The 15,375-nt window shown below is 59.2% G+C and carries 9 protein-coding genes; all 9 read left to right on the forward strand.

Going from position 1 to position 15,375, the window contains the following annotated elements; all coding sequences use genetic code 11:
• Positions 1–94: 94 nt before the first annotated feature.
• The 9 genes from CFBP1590_RS08840 to CFBP1590_RS08880 all read left to right on the forward strand — a co-directional run bounded on the left by CFBP1590_RS08840 (position 95) and on the right by CFBP1590_RS08880 (position 15,235).
• On the forward strand, positions 95–835 hold the full coding sequence (locus tag CFBP1590_RS08840; RefSeq protein ID WP_029242787.1) for a flagellar basal-body rod protein FlgF: 741 nt from the start codon (positions 95–97) through the stop codon (positions 833–835).
• A 46-nt stretch (positions 836–881) separates the two neighbouring features.
• Positions 882–1,670: a flagellar basal-body rod protein FlgG gene (gene flgG, locus CFBP1590_RS08845; protein ID WP_002554310.1), complete on the forward strand. Its 789-nt coding sequence runs from the start codon at positions 882–884 to the stop codon at positions 1,668–1,670.
• Between the two features lie 81 nt (positions 1,671–1,751).
• Positions 1,752–2,468 (forward strand): flagellar basal body L-ring protein FlgH, encoded by a 717-nt coding sequence (gene flgH / locus CFBP1590_RS08850; protein ID WP_004880720.1) that lies wholly within the window; start codon positions 1,752–1,754, stop codon positions 2,466–2,468.
• Positions 2,469–2,481: 13 nt separating this feature from the next.
• On the forward strand, positions 2,482–3,591 hold the full coding sequence (locus CFBP1590_RS08855) for a flagellar basal body P-ring protein FlgI (protein WP_004880722.1): 1,110 nt from the start codon (positions 2,482–2,484) through the stop codon (positions 3,589–3,591).
• Positions 3,592–3,601: 10 nt separating this feature from the next.
• Positions 3,602–4,843: a flagellar assembly peptidoglycan hydrolase FlgJ gene (flgJ, locus tag CFBP1590_RS08860; RefSeq protein WP_088234866.1), complete on the forward strand. Its 1,242-nt coding sequence runs from the start codon at positions 3,602–3,604 to the stop codon at positions 4,841–4,843.
• Positions 4,844–4,853: 10 nt separating this feature from the next.
• Positions 4,854–6,914, forward strand: coding sequence for a flagellar hook-associated protein FlgK (gene flgK / locus CFBP1590_RS08865; protein WP_088234867.1), 2,061 nt, complete (start codon positions 4,854–4,856; stop codon positions 6,912–6,914).
• 13 nt (positions 6,915–6,927) lie between these two features.
• Positions 6,928–8,520 carry a flagellar hook-associated protein 3 gene (locus tag CFBP1590_RS08870; RefSeq protein ID WP_029242791.1) on the forward strand — a complete coding sequence of 531 codons (1,593 nt, stop codon included), beginning with the start codon at positions 6,928–6,930 and terminating at the stop codon, positions 8,518–8,520.
• An 88-nt stretch (positions 8,521–8,608) separates the two neighbouring features.
• A complete protein-coding gene (locus tag CFBP1590_RS08875; RefSeq protein ID WP_029242792.1) occupies positions 8,609–12,190 on the forward strand; it encodes a glycosyltransferase in 3,582 nt (1,193 codons plus the stop codon).
• Between the two features lie 141 nt (positions 12,191–12,331).
• The gene (locus CFBP1590_RS08880; protein ID WP_088234868.1) at positions 12,332–15,235 is read left to right on the forward strand and encodes a glycosyltransferase family 2 protein; all 2,904 of its coding nucleotides are present in this window, start codon (positions 12,332–12,334) and stop codon (positions 15,233–15,235) included.
• The last annotated feature ends 140 nt before the right edge of the window (positions 15,236–15,375 follow it).

Here is a 15,375-nt window from a genome sequence, read left to right on the forward strand (position 1 = left end):
GCGTTTGTATCGTGCGTAAAGAGTTGGTTCGAAAATTGCTTTCTCACTGTCAGAACAGCTACAGGCGGCAAGCGTCTGTCGGAGGAGGAAGACTGTGGACAAGTTGCTTTACGTCGCAATGAGCGGTGCATCTGAAAACGCGATCGCGCAGAAGGCCCATGCCAACAACCTGGCAAACGTGTCGACCAACGGCTTCATGCGCGACCTGGAACAGGCCCGCTCAATGCCCGTGTACGGCGAGGTCATGCCTTCACGCGCCTACGCCATGAGCGAGCGTCCAGGCACTGATTTCTCCGGCGGCGCCATGGTCGAGACCGGTCGTGAACTGGACATCGCCATCAAGGGCAACGGCTGGATTGCGGTCCAGACACCCGATGGCGGCGAAGCCTATACCCGCAGTTCCGGCATGAACATCGATGCGTTGGGTGTGCTGCGCGACGGCAGCGGTTTGCCGGTAATGGGCAACGGCGGTCCGATTGCCGTGCCGCCTCAGCAGCAGATCGAAATCGGCGCCGACGGCACCATCAGTATTCGTTCGCTTGGCGAAAGCCCTCAGGTGATGGCGCAGGTCGACCGGATCAAGCTGGTCAACCCTGATCTGAAGACGATGGAGAAAGGCCCCGATGGTCTGATCCACACCAAGAGCGGTCGGCCTGCCGACGTGGATGCCAACGTTCAGGTCGAGTCCGGTTTCCTGCAGGCGAGCAACGTGAATGCCGTCGAGGAGATGACCTCGGTGCTGGCCCTGGCTCGTCAGTTCGAGCTGCACGTCAAGATGATGAAGACCGCCGAAGAAGACGACCAGTCGATGGCTCGCGTCTTGCAACTTGGCTAACTATTGACAGCTTGCGCCGACAAACCGGCGCTCGAGGAGAATCCACATGCTACCTGCACTATACGTCGCCAAAACCGGCCTGGCCGCTCAGGACACCAACCTGACCACGATCTCCAACAACCTGGCGAACGTGTCGACCACAGGTTTCAAGAGCGATCGCGCCGAGTTTCAGGACCTGCTCTACCAGATCAAGCGTCAGCCAGGCGCCCAGTCCACTCAGGACAGCGAGCTGCCTTCCGGCCTGCAACTGGGTACCGGTGTGCGCATCGTCGGCACGCAGAAGAACTTCACCGCCGGCAGCCTGCAGACCACCAACAACCCGCTGGACCTGGCCGTCAACGGTCGTGGTTTCTTTCAGGTGACTCAACCGGACGGCACCGTAGCCTACAGCCGCGACGGTACCTTCCACCTGGACGCCAACGGCCAGATCGTGACCGCCAACGGTTATGCCCTCGAGCCTGCAATCGTGGTTCCGCAGAATGCCCAGACCTTCACGGTCGGTCAGGACGGTACGGTTTCGGTCACCTTGGCGGGCGCCACCGCGACGCCGCAGATCATCGGCAACATCCAGACCGCCGACTTCATCAACCCGGCCGGCCTGCAGGCCATCGGCGGCAACCTGTATCTGGAAACCGGTTCCAGCGGCGCGCCGCAGATCGGCACGCCAGGTCTGAACGGCCTCGGTCCTACCCTGCAGAACACCCTGGAAAACTCCAACGTGAGCACGGTTGAGGAACTGGTCAACATGATCACCACCCAGCGCGCCTACGAGATGAACTCCAAAGTGATCTCGACCGCCGACCAGATGCTGCAGAACCTGACTCAGAACCTGTAACACCTTGATCCGCCTGTTGCTCAAGCTCAATCCGATGCGGCGCCTGATAAGCGTCTGTTACACCGCGAGGTTTCAAGTGTCATGAAGCACCTAAGTGTTGTTCCGCGTTTTTCAGTGTTGATCGCTTCATTGTGCGGGATCGCTTTGCTGTCGGGCTGCGTGGCGCCGTCCGCCAAGCCCAATGACCCTTATTACGCGCCGGTGTTGCCGCGCACACCGATGTCGGCTGCGGCCAACAACGGTGCGATCTATCAGGCAGGCTTCGAGCAGAACCTTTATGGCGACCGCAAGGCGTTCCGGGTTGGCGACATCATCACCATCACGCTCTCTGAGCGTATGGCAGCAAGCAAGGCGGCCAGTTCGGCGCTGAAAAAAGACAGTACCAACAGCATTGGGCTGACTTCGTTGTTCGGCTCGGGCCTGACCACCAATAACCCGATCGGCAGCAACGATCTGAGCCTGAACGCCGGGTATAACGGCAAGCGTGCCACTGATGGCAGTGGTCAGGCTGCCCAGAGCAACAGCCTCACCGGTTCCGTGACCGTGACGGTGGCCGACGTGCTGCCCAACGGCATTCTGGCGGTACGTGGCGAGAAGTGGATGACGCTCAACACCGGTGACGAACTGGTGCGCATTGCCGGTCTGATTCGCGCTGACGATATTGCTACCGACAACACCGTTTCGTCCACACGCATTGCCGATGCACGCATCACCTATTCGGGGACAGGCGCCTTCGCCGATTCCAGCCAGCCAGGCTGGTTCGACCGGTTCTTCCTCAGCCCGTTGTTCCCTTTCTGATAGCGGGATAAACATGATCAAGCTCAAGCAACTGATAGCCGCGACCTTGTTGTTGACCACAGCGTTCGGCGCACACGCCGAACGTCTGAAGGACATCGCGAGCATCTCCGGCGTGCGTGCCAACCAATTGATCGGTTACGGTCTGGTGGTGGGTCTCAACGGTACGGGCGACCAGACCACCCAGACGCCGTTCACGCTGCAGACCTTCAACAACATGTTGTCGCAGTTCGGTATCAAGGTGCCAGCCGGTTCCGGCACCGTGCAGCTGAAAAACGTCGCGGCAGTGGCGGTGTACGCCGACCTGCCGGCGTTCGCCAAGCCGGGCCAGACGGTCGACATCACCGTTTCTTCGATCGGTAACTCCAAGAGCCTGCGTGGCGGTGCCTTGTTGATGACGCCGATGAAAGGTGTCGACGGCAACGTCTACGCCATCGCTCAGGGCAACCTGGTGGTGGGTGGTTTTGACGCGGAAGGCCGTGACGGCTCAAAAATTACAGTCAACGTTCCGTCGTCGGGTCGTATCCCTGGCGGTGCGTCGGTCGAGCGCTCGGTGCCGAGCGGCTTCAATCAGGGCAACACCCTGACGCTGAACCTCAACCGTTCCGACTTCACCACCGCCAAGCGCATCGTCGACAAGATCAATGACCTGCTCGGCCCTGGCGTGGCTCAGGCGCTGGACGGCGGATCGGTTCGCGTGACCGCGCCTCTGGATCCGGGTCAGCGTGTCGATTACCTGTCGATTCTGGAAAACCTGGAAGTCGATCCGGGCCAGACGGCGGCCAAGGTCATCATCAATTCGCGGACCGGCACCATCGTGATCGGTCAGAACGTGAAGGTATCGCCAGCCGCCGTGACTCACGGCAGCCTGACGGTGACCATCACCGAAGACCCGATTGTCAGCCAGCCGGGCGCGTTGTCCGGTGGCCAGACGGCTGTAGTGCCTCGTTCGCGGGTCAATGCCCAGCAGGAACTGCACCCGATGTTCAAGTTCGGTCCAGGCACCACGCTTGACGAAATCGTCCGCGCGGTCAATCAGGTGGGCGCTGCGCCCGGTGACCTGATGGCCATCCTCGAAGCCTTGAAGCAGGCCGGCGCATTGCAAGCCGACCTGATCGTCATCTGAGGGCGCGTACATGGACATCAAGGGTGGAATTTCCACACCGGTCGACTCGGGCGCCTATACCGACGTCAATCGTCTGGCATCGCTGAAGCATGGCGACAAGGACAGTGTGGCGAACCAGAAAAAGGTCGCCCAGGAGTTCGAGTCGCTGTTCGTCAGCCAGATGCTCAAGGCCATGCGTTCGGCCAACGAAGTGCTGGCCAAGGACAACCCGATGAACACCGCGGCGACGCGGCAGTATCAGGACATGTATGACCAGCAACTGGCTGTGACGCTTTCCACCCGTGGCAACGGCATTGGTCTGCAGGACGTACTGATGCGTCAGCTCTCGAAAGACAAGGGCATCAAGCACGCAGCGCCAACTGATCAGGCAGCAACAACTGCCGATCCGGCGGCACCTGCCAAGACCGGTCTGGCGAACAGCGTCTATCAGCGTCCGCTGTGGGCCACCCGTTCGGTGGCTGCCGATCAGGCGGCTGCGGCTGCTTCGGCGTCCGGTGAAGGCCGCAACGACATGGCGCTGCTCAATGCGCGTCGTCTGTCGCTGCCGACCAAACTGACTGACAGATTGCTGGCGGGCATCGTGCCGTCGGCTACCGCCGCTGCCAACGTAGTCAACAGCCCCATGCCTTCACGCGCCGTAGCCGGTTCCGGCGGCCAGAATGGAGACTGGACGATGGATCCGAATCTGGCGCCTGCGCCGGAGTACGTGCGCACCATGGCTCAGCCACCGCTGGCCCCGGCCAAGCGGGCGTTCAGCAACGCCGACCAGTTCGTCGAAACCATGTTGCCGCTCGCCAAGGAAGCCGCTGCGCGTATTGGCGTCGATCCGGTCATGTTGGTGGCGCAGGCTGCACTGGAAACCGGCTGGGGCAAATCCATCATGCGTCAGCAGGATGGCAGCAGCAGTCACAACCTGTTCGGCATCAAGGCGGCTGGCAGCTGGAAAGGGCCGGAAGCGCGTGCGATCACCAGCGAGTTCCGCGACGGCAAGATGGTCAAGGAGACGGCAGACTTCCGTTCCTATACCTCGTATGCCGACAGCTTCCACGACCTGGTCAGTCTGCTGCAGAACAACAATCGATATAAAGAAGTGGTCAATTCGGCCGATAAACCAGAACAGTTTGTAAAAGAATTGCAGAAGGCCGGTTACGCAACAGATCCGGACTATGCCAGCAAGATTTCGCAGATTGCGAAGCAGATGAAGAGTTACCAGACGTACGCCGCTGCAACGGGCTCTTCCACGACTTTATAAGGTTTTAATCATGTCGCTGATTTCAATTGGGCTCTCAGGTATCAATGCCAGCAGTGCCGCGATCAACACCATCGGTAACAACACGGCCAACGTGGATACCGCCGGTTACTCGCGTCAGCAGGTGATGACCACGGCGTCGGCACAGATCAACATCGGTCTGGGTGTCGGTTACATCGGCACCGGCACCACGCTGTCCGACGTGCGTCGCATCTACAACAGCTACCTAGACAGCCAATTGCAATCCAGTACAGCGCTCAAGGCCGATGCCACGGCTTACTCCGGGCAAGCGACCAAGACCGATCAGCTGTTGTCCGACAGTACGACCGGCGTTGCCGCGCAAATGACTGATTTCTTCACCAAGTTGCAGAGCGTCGCCAGCAGCGCCACGCAGGCGTCCAGCCGCTCGGCGTTTTTGACCCAGGCAACCTCGGTCAGCGGGCGCTTCAACTCGGTGGCTGCACAGTTGACCTCACAGAACGATAACGTCAACGCACAGCTCAATACCTTCACGCTTCAGGCCAACGAGCTGACCAAGCAGATCGCCGGTCTGAACAAGCAGATCACCCAGGCGTCGGCAGGCAATACCACGCCCAACTCGTTGCTGGACTCGCGCAACGAAGCCGTTCGCAAGCTCAACGAGCTGGTCGGCGTCAAAGTGGTCGAAAACAACGGCAACTACGATGTCTACACCGGCACCGGACAATCGCTGGTCAGTGGTGCGAACGCCTACACCATGAGTGCGTCGCCGAGCGCGGCCGATCCGTTGCAGTACAACCTGCAGATCACTTACGGTCAGACCAAGACAGACGTTACCTCGGTCGTGAGTGGTGGTTCGATTGGCGGTCTTCTGCGTTATCGCGCCGACATACTGGTTCCGGCGGCCAATGAGCTGGGGCGTGTGGCCATGGTGCTGGCCGATCAGATGAACAGCCAGATGAGCCAGGGCATCGACAGCAAGGGCAACTTCGGCTCAGGTCTGTACACCAGCATCAACAGCGCTGATGCGATCCTTCAGCGCAGCACCGGCAACGTCAACAACAGCACCGGCTCCGGCAACCTGGGCGTCACCATCAAAGACACCAGCAAGCTGACCGCCGATGATTACGAAGTCACGTTCAGCGACACCAACAACTACACGATACGTCGCCTGCCCAACGGCGAAAGCGTGGGTACAGGTGCGTTGAGCGACAACCCGCCCAAGCAGTTCGAAGGCTTCAGCATGAGCCTGAGTGGCAATGCGGTGGCTGCTGGCGACATCTTCAAAGTGACGCCGACCCGCAACGGTGCCTCGGGTATCGCCGTGGCGTTGACTGATCCCAAGGACATTGCGGCAGCGGCGCCCCTGACCGCAACGGCGGGTACCAGCAACTCCGGTACCGGCGGCTTTACCCAGCCGGTGGTTGCCACCAAGTCCGATATCTACAACTCCGCGCAAACCGCCGATCTGCGCAATGCGCTGAAAACCACCACGCCCATGAAGCTGGTGATGGGTGCTGCCAGTGCCACAGGCGTTCAGAGCTATTCGCTGGTGGATGCAACCGGTGCCGCTGTGCTCGACCAGAATGGCAACGCTGTCGGTGGTTCGATCATTCAGGGCCAGAACAACCAGATCAAGCTCGCCGTCGGTTATACCGACACGACCACGACGCCCAATACCCGGACGGCGTTCGAGGTCGAGATGACCCTTTCCGGAACGCCGATTGTCAATGACACCTTCAGCATCGGTCTGACGGGCGCAGGTTCTTCCGATAACCGCAACGCGCTGGCGATGATCAACCTGCAGATCTCCAAATCGGTAGGCGTGACGGGTGGCAGTGTCGGCACCAGCCTTTCCGGTGCCTATGCAGACATCGTCTCGGTGGTCGGCACGCGAACCGCCCAGGCCAAGAGCGATGTGACGGCCAACGAGTCGGTCCTGGCAACGGCCAAGGCCGCACGGGACTCGGTGTCCGGTGTATCGCTGGACGAAGAAGCGGCCAACCTGATCAAGTATCAGCAGTACTACACCGCCTCCTCGCAGATCATCAAGGCGGCCCAAACCATTTTCAGCACGCTGATCAACAGTCTTTAAGGAATCGTGAGCCATGCGTATTTCAACCACCCAGATCTACGAATCCACGACCGCTAACTATCAGCGTAACTACTCGAACGTCATCAAGACGGGCGAGGAAGTCTCCAGCGGCATCAAGCTCAACACGGCGAGCGATGATCCGGTAGGAGCAGCGCGCGTTCTGCAGCTCACTCAGCAGAATGCGATGCTGACCCAGTATGAATCGAACATTGCCACGATCAGTACCAACGTGGACAACTCCGAAACGGCGATGAGCAACATCACCGGAACCATGCAGTTGGCTCGAGAGGCCATTGTAAAGGCAGGCAACGGTACGTACACCGATGCGAGCCGTGTCGCCATCGCCAATGAACTGAAGCAGTATCAAAGCCAACTGCTGGGCCTGATGAACAGTCAGGACAGCAACGGGCAGTACATTTTCTCCGGTTCCAAGTCGTCGACGCCCGCGTATACCGAGTCTGCCGACGGCACTTACGTGTACAACGGCGACCAGACCAGCATGAACCTCTCTGTGGGTGATGGCCTGGTGTTGGCCAGCAATACCACTGGCTATGAGGCGTTCGAGCTGTCGATCAACTCGACGCGCACGTCCGCCACGCGGCTTTCCCCCGCAACGGAAGATGGCAAAGTCGTGCTGTCCGGCGGCCTGGTCACCTCCACCAGCGTCTACAACTCTGCCTATCAGGGTGGCGAGCCGTACACGCTGACGTTCTCCAGCAGTACGCAATTCAGGATTACCGACGGCACCGGCAAGGACGTCACTACAGACGCTTCGTCAGCAGGCAACTACACCAGCGGCGGTATTGGCGCTCAGACCTTCACATTCCGTGGTGTGGAAATGAACCTGAACGTCAACCTGTCTGCTGCGGAAAAGGCGACGACTGCCACCGCAGACGCCGCCATGACCAATCGAAGCTACAGCCTTGCGTCGACCCCGGACAACGTCAATGCAACCCGCAGTCCCGGCAACGCATCCAGCGCGACTGTGAGCAGTTCGGCTGTGGGCACAAGTGCTGCAGATCTGACTGCGTACAACAATACATTCCCTACCGGCGGCGCGATTCTCAGGTTCACCAGTGCCACTGATTACGAACTGTATGCTTCGCCCATTACCGGCAGCAGCACGCCGGTTTCTTCGGGGACGATGGCTGGGGGCAACGCCAAGGCTTCCGGGGTCAATTTCGCAATCAACGGCACACCGGCCGCAGGTGACCAGTTCGTCGTTCAGTCCGGTACCCGTCAGACTGAAAACGTGCTGAACACATTGACGGCTGCCATCAAGGCATTGAGTACTCCGGCTGATGGCGATCTGGTTGCAACGCAAAAGCTCAATGCATCGTTGACGTCGGCGCTGGGTAACCTGAGCAGCAGCATCGAGCAGGTCTCGACCGCGACGGCGGCAGGCGGCGCGCGTCAGCTTGCTGCGATGGCTCAGGGTACGACGAATGATTTGCTCAAGGGCAACAACACGGTCGAGCAGGGCACTTATGTGAACGCTGACATCATTGAAGCCACGACACGGCTGACGTTGCAGAAGACCATGCTGGATGCCTCTCAGCAGGTGTTTGTCCAGTTGTCCAAGTTGAACCTGTTCAGCCAGCTGTAACCTTGGCGTTGAGCATCCGCCGTCTTTATTTCAGCGGTGAGGGGAGCCACTTGAACGGTCGCTTCCCGCCGCTCGCGAGTCTGCAATAGTGAATCCAGTCCCCCTCGTCAGTGTCGTCATTCCCGCCTTCAATCCACGCTTCTTCCGCCAGGCGCTGCAAAGTGCGCTGGATCAGGTCTATGACAATCTGGAAATCATTGTCTGCGACGACTGCCGGACCGACGAAATCAAAGCCATTTTTGACGAGTTGGCGTCTGCGCCTGACAGCCGGGCGCGTTACGTGCGCAACGCTCAGCGCCTTGGCTTTCAGCGCAACATTCTTCGCTGCCTGGAAGAAGCCAGCGGCGAATACATCAAGTTTCTGTGTGACGACGACAGGCTCTATGCCTACTGCGTGCTGAATCAGGCTCGGGTGCTCGAGGCGAATGCCGATGTGAAATTGGTGGTTGGCAGGCGTCATCTGGTGGACGCCGATAGTTACATATTGCCGGCACGTATGGAAAACGTCGGGCTTGTGCCTTACGACGCCTTGTACAAAGGCGATGACATGCTGGCCATCTTCGAGCGCACGCCGCGCAATTATCTGGGTGGATTCAGCGGTGCGCTGATGCGCAGGGCCGATGTTCTGGAGTTGCTGCCATCGATTGCGCAGCCCGGCGAGGGTTTTATCGCAACGCTGGATTTCACGCTGTTCATCTGCCTGTTGCGCCGCGGCAATCTTGTCACGCTGCACAGCATCGAAAATATAGAGCGTCTGCATCCGGGGCGTTTGAGTCGTCAGCCTGAAATGAATCAGTTGGCAGTGACTGAATGGGGCTGGATTTCCGAAATGCTCAAGGCCCGCAGTGGCGAGCAGGCACCAGCCCAGGGGTGGGTAAGGTTTCTGCCGCTGCGCAAGGCTTCGCAGGAGCCACGCGAAGAGTGGGACGAGGTTGGTATTTACGGCATCATGGCCAATCGGCAGGGCGTCATGCGAAGCCGGGTGGGCGCTGAAAGTCAGAGTTATGCCGAGCTTTACGAGGATTGGCTATCCTGCCGTCAGTTCAGCAAACCGCAGAAAAAGCTTCTTGAGCAGCGCATCGCAAGCTGGCCATGGCTGCCGCGTATCGTTCCGGTGATCATTGACGCCGACGGCAGTGCCGAGCACCTCGACATCACGCTGCGCAGCATTGCCGAACAGGACTACGCGGCTGAAGCCGTTGTGGTGCTGACCACGGCAACGAGCATCAACGATCCGCAAGTGCTGCGCTTTGCCTTGCACCCTGATCAGGCGCAGCAGTTGAACGACGTGCTGCCGTTGCTGGAGCAGGCCGACTGGGTGTACCTGCTGCGTGCCGGTGACAGGCTGACATCCACTTCGCTGTTGGTGCTGGCCGAACGCATTGCGCACATCCCCGGCATGCTGTGCGCCTACAGTGACGAAGGTGCGATCATCGAGGACGAATCCGGCGAGCCTATTTTCAAGCCCGGATTCAACCTGGACCTGATGCGCGCCTATCCGTATGTCGGGCGCGCGCTCGCCTTCGAGCGACGCAACCTGCTGGCAATGGGCGGATTCGACTCTGCGCACGCAGAGCTGGCACCCCACGACGTGATCTGGCGTCTGGTGGAAGGCCCGGGGTTGCAGACCATCGAGCACATCGCGGAAGTTCAGGTCGAATCAGTGCTTGCGTTCGCTGACTGGCTGTCGCTGCCTGAAGTGATCATTAAGAGTGAGCCGCTGGTGTCGGCTCACCTGACACGCATTGGCCGAGAGCATCTGATCCATCATGACCAGTCGTCGCTGATCAATCGCATCGAATACCTGCACCCAGAGCGGCCGCTGGTATCGATCATTATCACGACGCACGACCAATTGGCGGCGCTGGAGCGTTGTGTCGACAGCCTGCTGAGCAACACGTCCTACCTGAATTACGAAGTGTTGATCGTTGATAAGGCCAGTGAAACCCCTGAAGCGCAAGCCTGGTTTGCCGCGATGGGGCAACTGGGCACCGAGAAGCTACGGATTTTCACATTGTCTGAAACCGGCAGCGAGGCCACCGCGCAGAACCTGGCGGCGCGCGAAGCGCGTGGTGACTATCTGGTCATGCTCAGCCCTCACTCGATCATCCATCAGGCCGACTGGCTGGAAACCCTGCTCAATCATGCTCAGCGTCCCGAGGTTGGTATCGTCGGCCCTCGAATCATCAACCCGCAAGGCAATGTGCTGTACGCAGGGATGGTGCTGGGGATGGAAGGCGTGGCTGGCAGACCATTCTTCAATTTCCACGCGGGCTCGAACAGCTATATGCAGCGGCTGCAAGTGACGCAGAACTGGAGTGCAGTCAGCGGTAATTGCCTGATGGTGCGCAAGGACGTATTCCAGAGCCTTGATGGTTTGGAGGCGCCAACCTTCACCCAAGGCTTGCAGGATCTTGATCTGTGCATGCGCGTCGGACGCAGCGGCTACCTGATAGTCGGCACGCCCGATTCGACGGTCGTATTGGCCGAACCTGCTGCCGCTGTGCGTTCCGATGCGTCGAAAAAAGCGCTTGAAGACGAGCAGAACGCTTTCTACCAGAGGTGGCTGCCGGCGATCGCCCGTGACCCGGCCTACAACCCCAATCTGAGTCTCCATGAAGCGCTATCCTTCGATCTGGAACCTGGTCTGCTGGATGGCTGGAACCCGTTCTGCGCTCGGCATCTGCCGACCATTCTGGGCATGATCGTCAATTCGTCAGCAGTGGGGCACTACCGGGTCAGCCAGCCTCTGATCGAATTGAAGGCCGCTGGACGCGTGCTGGGCAGTCTGGCGTATCACTCGCCGTCGATTGTCGAGGTCGAGCGCATGTCCCCGGATGTGGTGATCCTTCAAGGGCGTTACAGCGAGGCCAAGATTCCCGACATCATTCAGGTGAAAAATTTCTCGAATGCAATGCGCATTTTCGAGCTGGATGACTACATCGCCGACGTTCCGCTGCTTAACGAGCATCGGCGCAACATGCCTGACAACATTGGTCAGATGTTGCGTAAGGGCATTGGGCTGTGTGATCGCGTGGTGGTGTCGACTCATCCGCTGGCTCAGGCGCTGTCCAGCATGCACAGCGATATTCGCGTGGTACCGAACATGCTGGCCCCGCATCTGTGGAGCGGGCTGAAAAGCAAGCGTCGTACGTCCGGCAAACCTCGCATCGGCTGGGGCGGCGGAACCAGTCACCGCGGTGATCTGGAGCTGATTGTCGATGTGGTGCGTGAATTGGCCGATGAAGTCGAATGGGTGCTCTTCGGCATGTGCCCCGACTTGCTCAGGCCCTATATCCATGAGTATCACCCAGGCGTCAGTCTGAGTACGTACCCGGCCAAGCTGGCCAGTCTTAATCTGGACCTGGCCCTGGCTCCGCTGGAATTTCACATCTTCAATGACTGCAAGAGCAATTTGCGGCTATTGGAGTACGGCGCGTGCGGCTATCCAGTGATCTGTTCGGATACAGAAGCCTACCGTGGTCATTTACCGGCTACCCGCGTACTCACCAACAGCCCTGAAGAGTGGCTGCAGGCGATTCGCATGCATTTGTCCGACCCCAATGCCAGTTACCGTATGGGGGATGAGTTGCGCGAAACCGTGCTGCGTGACTTCATGTTGCGCGGGGACAACCTGCAATACTGGGCCAACGGCTGGCTGCCGGACTGACGCTTTATCTGTTGAGCTCGCGCACGGCTCGGAAACCGGACCGGAGTCGGTCCGGGATGCTGAAGCTGCTATGTTCTGTTCTTGCTTCAATGCCGGCTCGGACCGGGTTGAGGGTGTTATCGGTTCGCTATAGGAAAGAGTATGCAAAGCCACTTCGGGAATGAAGCCACACCCTTGAATCAGCGTCTGACCCTGCTGTTGCTGAATCAGGACCAGCCGGATTTCCTGCGTCGAGCGTTGAAGTACTACGGCAGTTTTCCGTGCAGCGTCGTCCTTGTGGATACCTCGCCGGAACCGGCTGCGGGAATCGCCGCGATTGCGGACTTGCACTACGTGCACGCTGCAGCGTTTGCCGAAAAAGGCTTGAACGCCGTTTTGGCCGAAGGCCTTCGGCACGTGACCACGCCGTTCGTGGCGTACGCCAGTGTCGACAGTTTTCTGTTGCCCGACGCCGTGGTCGAGGCGCTGAGCTTTCTGGAAAACAACGAGTCGTACGGCGCCTGTCAGGGCTACAGCCTGAGCTATCAGGCATTGGTCGGTCAGGTGGATTACATGCGCCGGGATCGCCGGATCGCCGAGGATTATGCCAGCGAGTCATCCGCAGAACGGTTATTGAGCTTTTTGGGGCAGGGGATCTCGTTGCTCAACGCCGTGACCCGTACCGAACTGGCTCGTCGCTGGTTTTCCACGGTGACAGAGCAGACCGAGTTGCACTGGCAGGAACTCGGCTACATGACTTATTTGGCAGCCGCCGCAAAACTGCGCATATTGCCAATCCCCTATGCGCTGCATCATGCGTTGGACAAGGACGCGCAGACACGTCTGGGCGGTGCCGTCTCGGGCGCGGTCAAGCATATCGACCCCAAGGCCCGCGCCGCGCGTGAAGCATTCGCCCACACCCTGATATCGGCAATGGACGAGGCGTCCGGTCTTGTAGGGGAGCCAGGCGTTCAAACCGTTCTCGAGGGGCTTCAAGCCGCAGCGGACGGTCTTGAAACCCAGCCGTGGCAAGCGGATGAGAAACTGTTCAGCGCGCTATGGAACGTCGGTCTTGCATGCTCGGAAGCGCACTTCGAGCCTCGGCAGTTTGTCGATCTGCCGTTCTATAACCAGCCATTCTTTGACGAGTTGGCTCGAATCGAGTTTCTGATTCACGTCTTCCCGGCAGGTCGCCTGCAAATGGAAGGACTTGAAGCTGCGCTGCTCAAACAATTCGAGCTGTTGCGCCCGCAGAGCAACCCCGATACGGAGACGCGGATCAGTCGATTGTGGCAGGCCTATGCCACGTACGCGTTCAGCATTGATGTCGTTCAGGCATTGGCGAAAGAACTTGCCGGCTCTGCGGACGATGACGGGGAAGCCGAGGACATCTCTGCCTGGGCGCAGCGTCTGCTCGCAGTTTCCAGTCACAGTAACAGCCGGCTGCTCGACCGCATGGAATCGGGGCGCCTGCTGAGCTGGCTGGACTCGCGCGATCCGAAGCCTGCGCAATTGAAAACGCTTACGGCCCGCCTGTCTAAACAGCCTGCCGGATCGCAGATCGGTATCCTGTTGCTGGATCTGGAGACTGACGTCTTCAAGTTGCAGGCGACATTCGACAGCCTGATGAACGGCCATTACCGGTCGTTCAAGGTGATTGTGTTCACCACCGGCGAGCTGCCTGCAGCGACGACGCTGCAAAACACCCTGCATTTTGTGAAAGTCACCGAGAGCAACTACGTTGACAGAATCAATCAGGTCATCAAGCAGGCGCCCAGTGACTGGTTGATGCTGGCGCAGGCCGGTGACGAGTTCACCCGCAGCGGTCTGTTGCTGGCCAGCGCCCAATTGCTCGATGCATCGCACTGTCGGGCTGTTGCCGTGGACGAGATTCAACGTCAGCCCAATGGCACGCTGGCGCCGCTGTTTCGTCCAGGCTTCAATCTTGATTTGCTGCAAAGTGTGCCAGCCCTCATGGCGCGTCACTGGCTGATTCGCCGCGACCTGCTGGTCGAGGTGGGCGGTTATGCCCGGGAGTTTCCGAAAGCGCTGGAATTCGACCTGCTGCTGCGTCTGATCGAGCAGGGCGGCATGAGCGGTCTGGCTCATCTCAGCGAGCCACTGTTGATCTGCGAGGCGCCGGAACTTGAAGACAACACGGATGAGCAGAAGGCCTTGACTCGTCATCTGAGCCATCGCGGTTATCAGGCCGAAGTCGGTTCAGCGCTGCCTGGTACCTACAAGATCGACTATCGCCACAGTCACCGGCCAATGGTCTCGATCCTGTTGCACAGTCAGGACAACCTGCCCGAGCTGCAGCGATGCCTGCAAAGCATTCTGCAGCGCACCCGCTATCAGCGTTATGAAGTCCTGATCGCCGACAACCAGAGCTCGTCCTCCGAACTGACCGCCTGGCTTGATCAGCAGGAGAAGCTCTCCAGCCGTGTCCGCGTATTCAAGGCCGAACAGCGCGTGAGTATCTCGGCACTGCGCAATCTCGTCAGCCAGGAAGCCAAGGGCGAATACCTGATTCTGCTGGATGCCGAGAGTCAGATCGTCAATGTCGGCTGGATTGAGTCATTGCTCAACCAGGCCCAGCGCCCCGAGGTTGGCGTTGTCGGTGTCCGGCTTATTGAAAAGGACGGCACCATCACGCAGGCAGGTCTGGTTCTCGGGCTAAACGGTGCAGTGGGATCAGGCTTTGTGGGTGAATCGAAAAGATCCCGGGGTTACATGCAGCGTCTGGTCGTCGAGCAGAACTACTCGGCGGTTTCATCGGCCTGCCTGATGATTGGCAAGGCGCTGTTCGATGACGTCGGCGGTCTGGACGAAGGGCTGTTCGCCGAAGCGCTGGGCGATGTCGATCTGTGTCTGAAAGCAGGCCAAGCGGGGTATCTGACGGTATGGACACCGCATGTTCAGGTTATCCATTCCGGAAGGATCGATGCACCTGAGTCTGCGAGCGATGCGTTGATCGGCAAATGGTCAGCACAGTTCTCTCAGGATGAAGCCTACAACGCCAATCTGTCCTTGAAGGGCACAGCGTTTACCCTCGCGTCTCTCTAATCCCGTCTGTTTTTGAGGAAAATCCGGCTGCCAGTCAGCCGGATCGCTCCTTACACCACATCGCAAGGGCCTCACGGCCCTGTTTTTTCCTCACCCAGAATCGCAAAGCAGTCACATTCAAGTGACCTGTGGGTCATAAA

Origin of the sequence: Pseudomonas viridiflava (assembly GCF_900184295.1) — a bacterium.
GTDB lineage: Bacteria > Pseudomonadota > Gammaproteobacteria > Pseudomonadales > Pseudomonadaceae > Aquipseudomonas > Aquipseudomonas viridiflava.

Excerpts from the sequence above, each read along its gene's own strand:
- flgG (WP_002554310.1), top strand. The coding sequence starts at position 882 with ATGCTACCTGCACTATACGTCGCCAAAACCGGCCTGGCCGCTCAGGAC.
- flgH (WP_004880720.1), top strand. The coding sequence starts at position 1,752 with ATGAAGCACCTAAGTGTTGTTCCGCGTTTTTCAGTGTTGATCGCTTCA.
- CFBP1590_RS08855 (WP_004880722.1), top strand. The coding sequence starts at position 2,482 with ATGATCAAGCTCAAGCAACTGATAGCCGCGACCTTGTTGTTGACCACA.
- flgJ (WP_088234866.1), top strand. The coding sequence starts at position 3,602 with ATGGACATCAAGGGTGGAATTTCCACACCGGTCGACTCGGGCGCCTAT.
- flgK (WP_088234867.1), top strand. The coding sequence starts at position 4,854 with ATGTCGCTGATTTCAATTGGGCTCTCAGGTATCAATGCCAGCAGTGCC.
- CFBP1590_RS08870 (WP_029242791.1), top strand. The coding sequence starts at position 6,928 with ATGCGTATTTCAACCACCCAGATCTACGAATCCACGACCGCTAACTAT.
- CFBP1590_RS08880 (WP_088234868.1), top strand. The coding sequence starts at position 12,332 with ATGCAAAGCCACTTCGGGAATGAAGCCACACCCTTGAATCAGCGTCTG.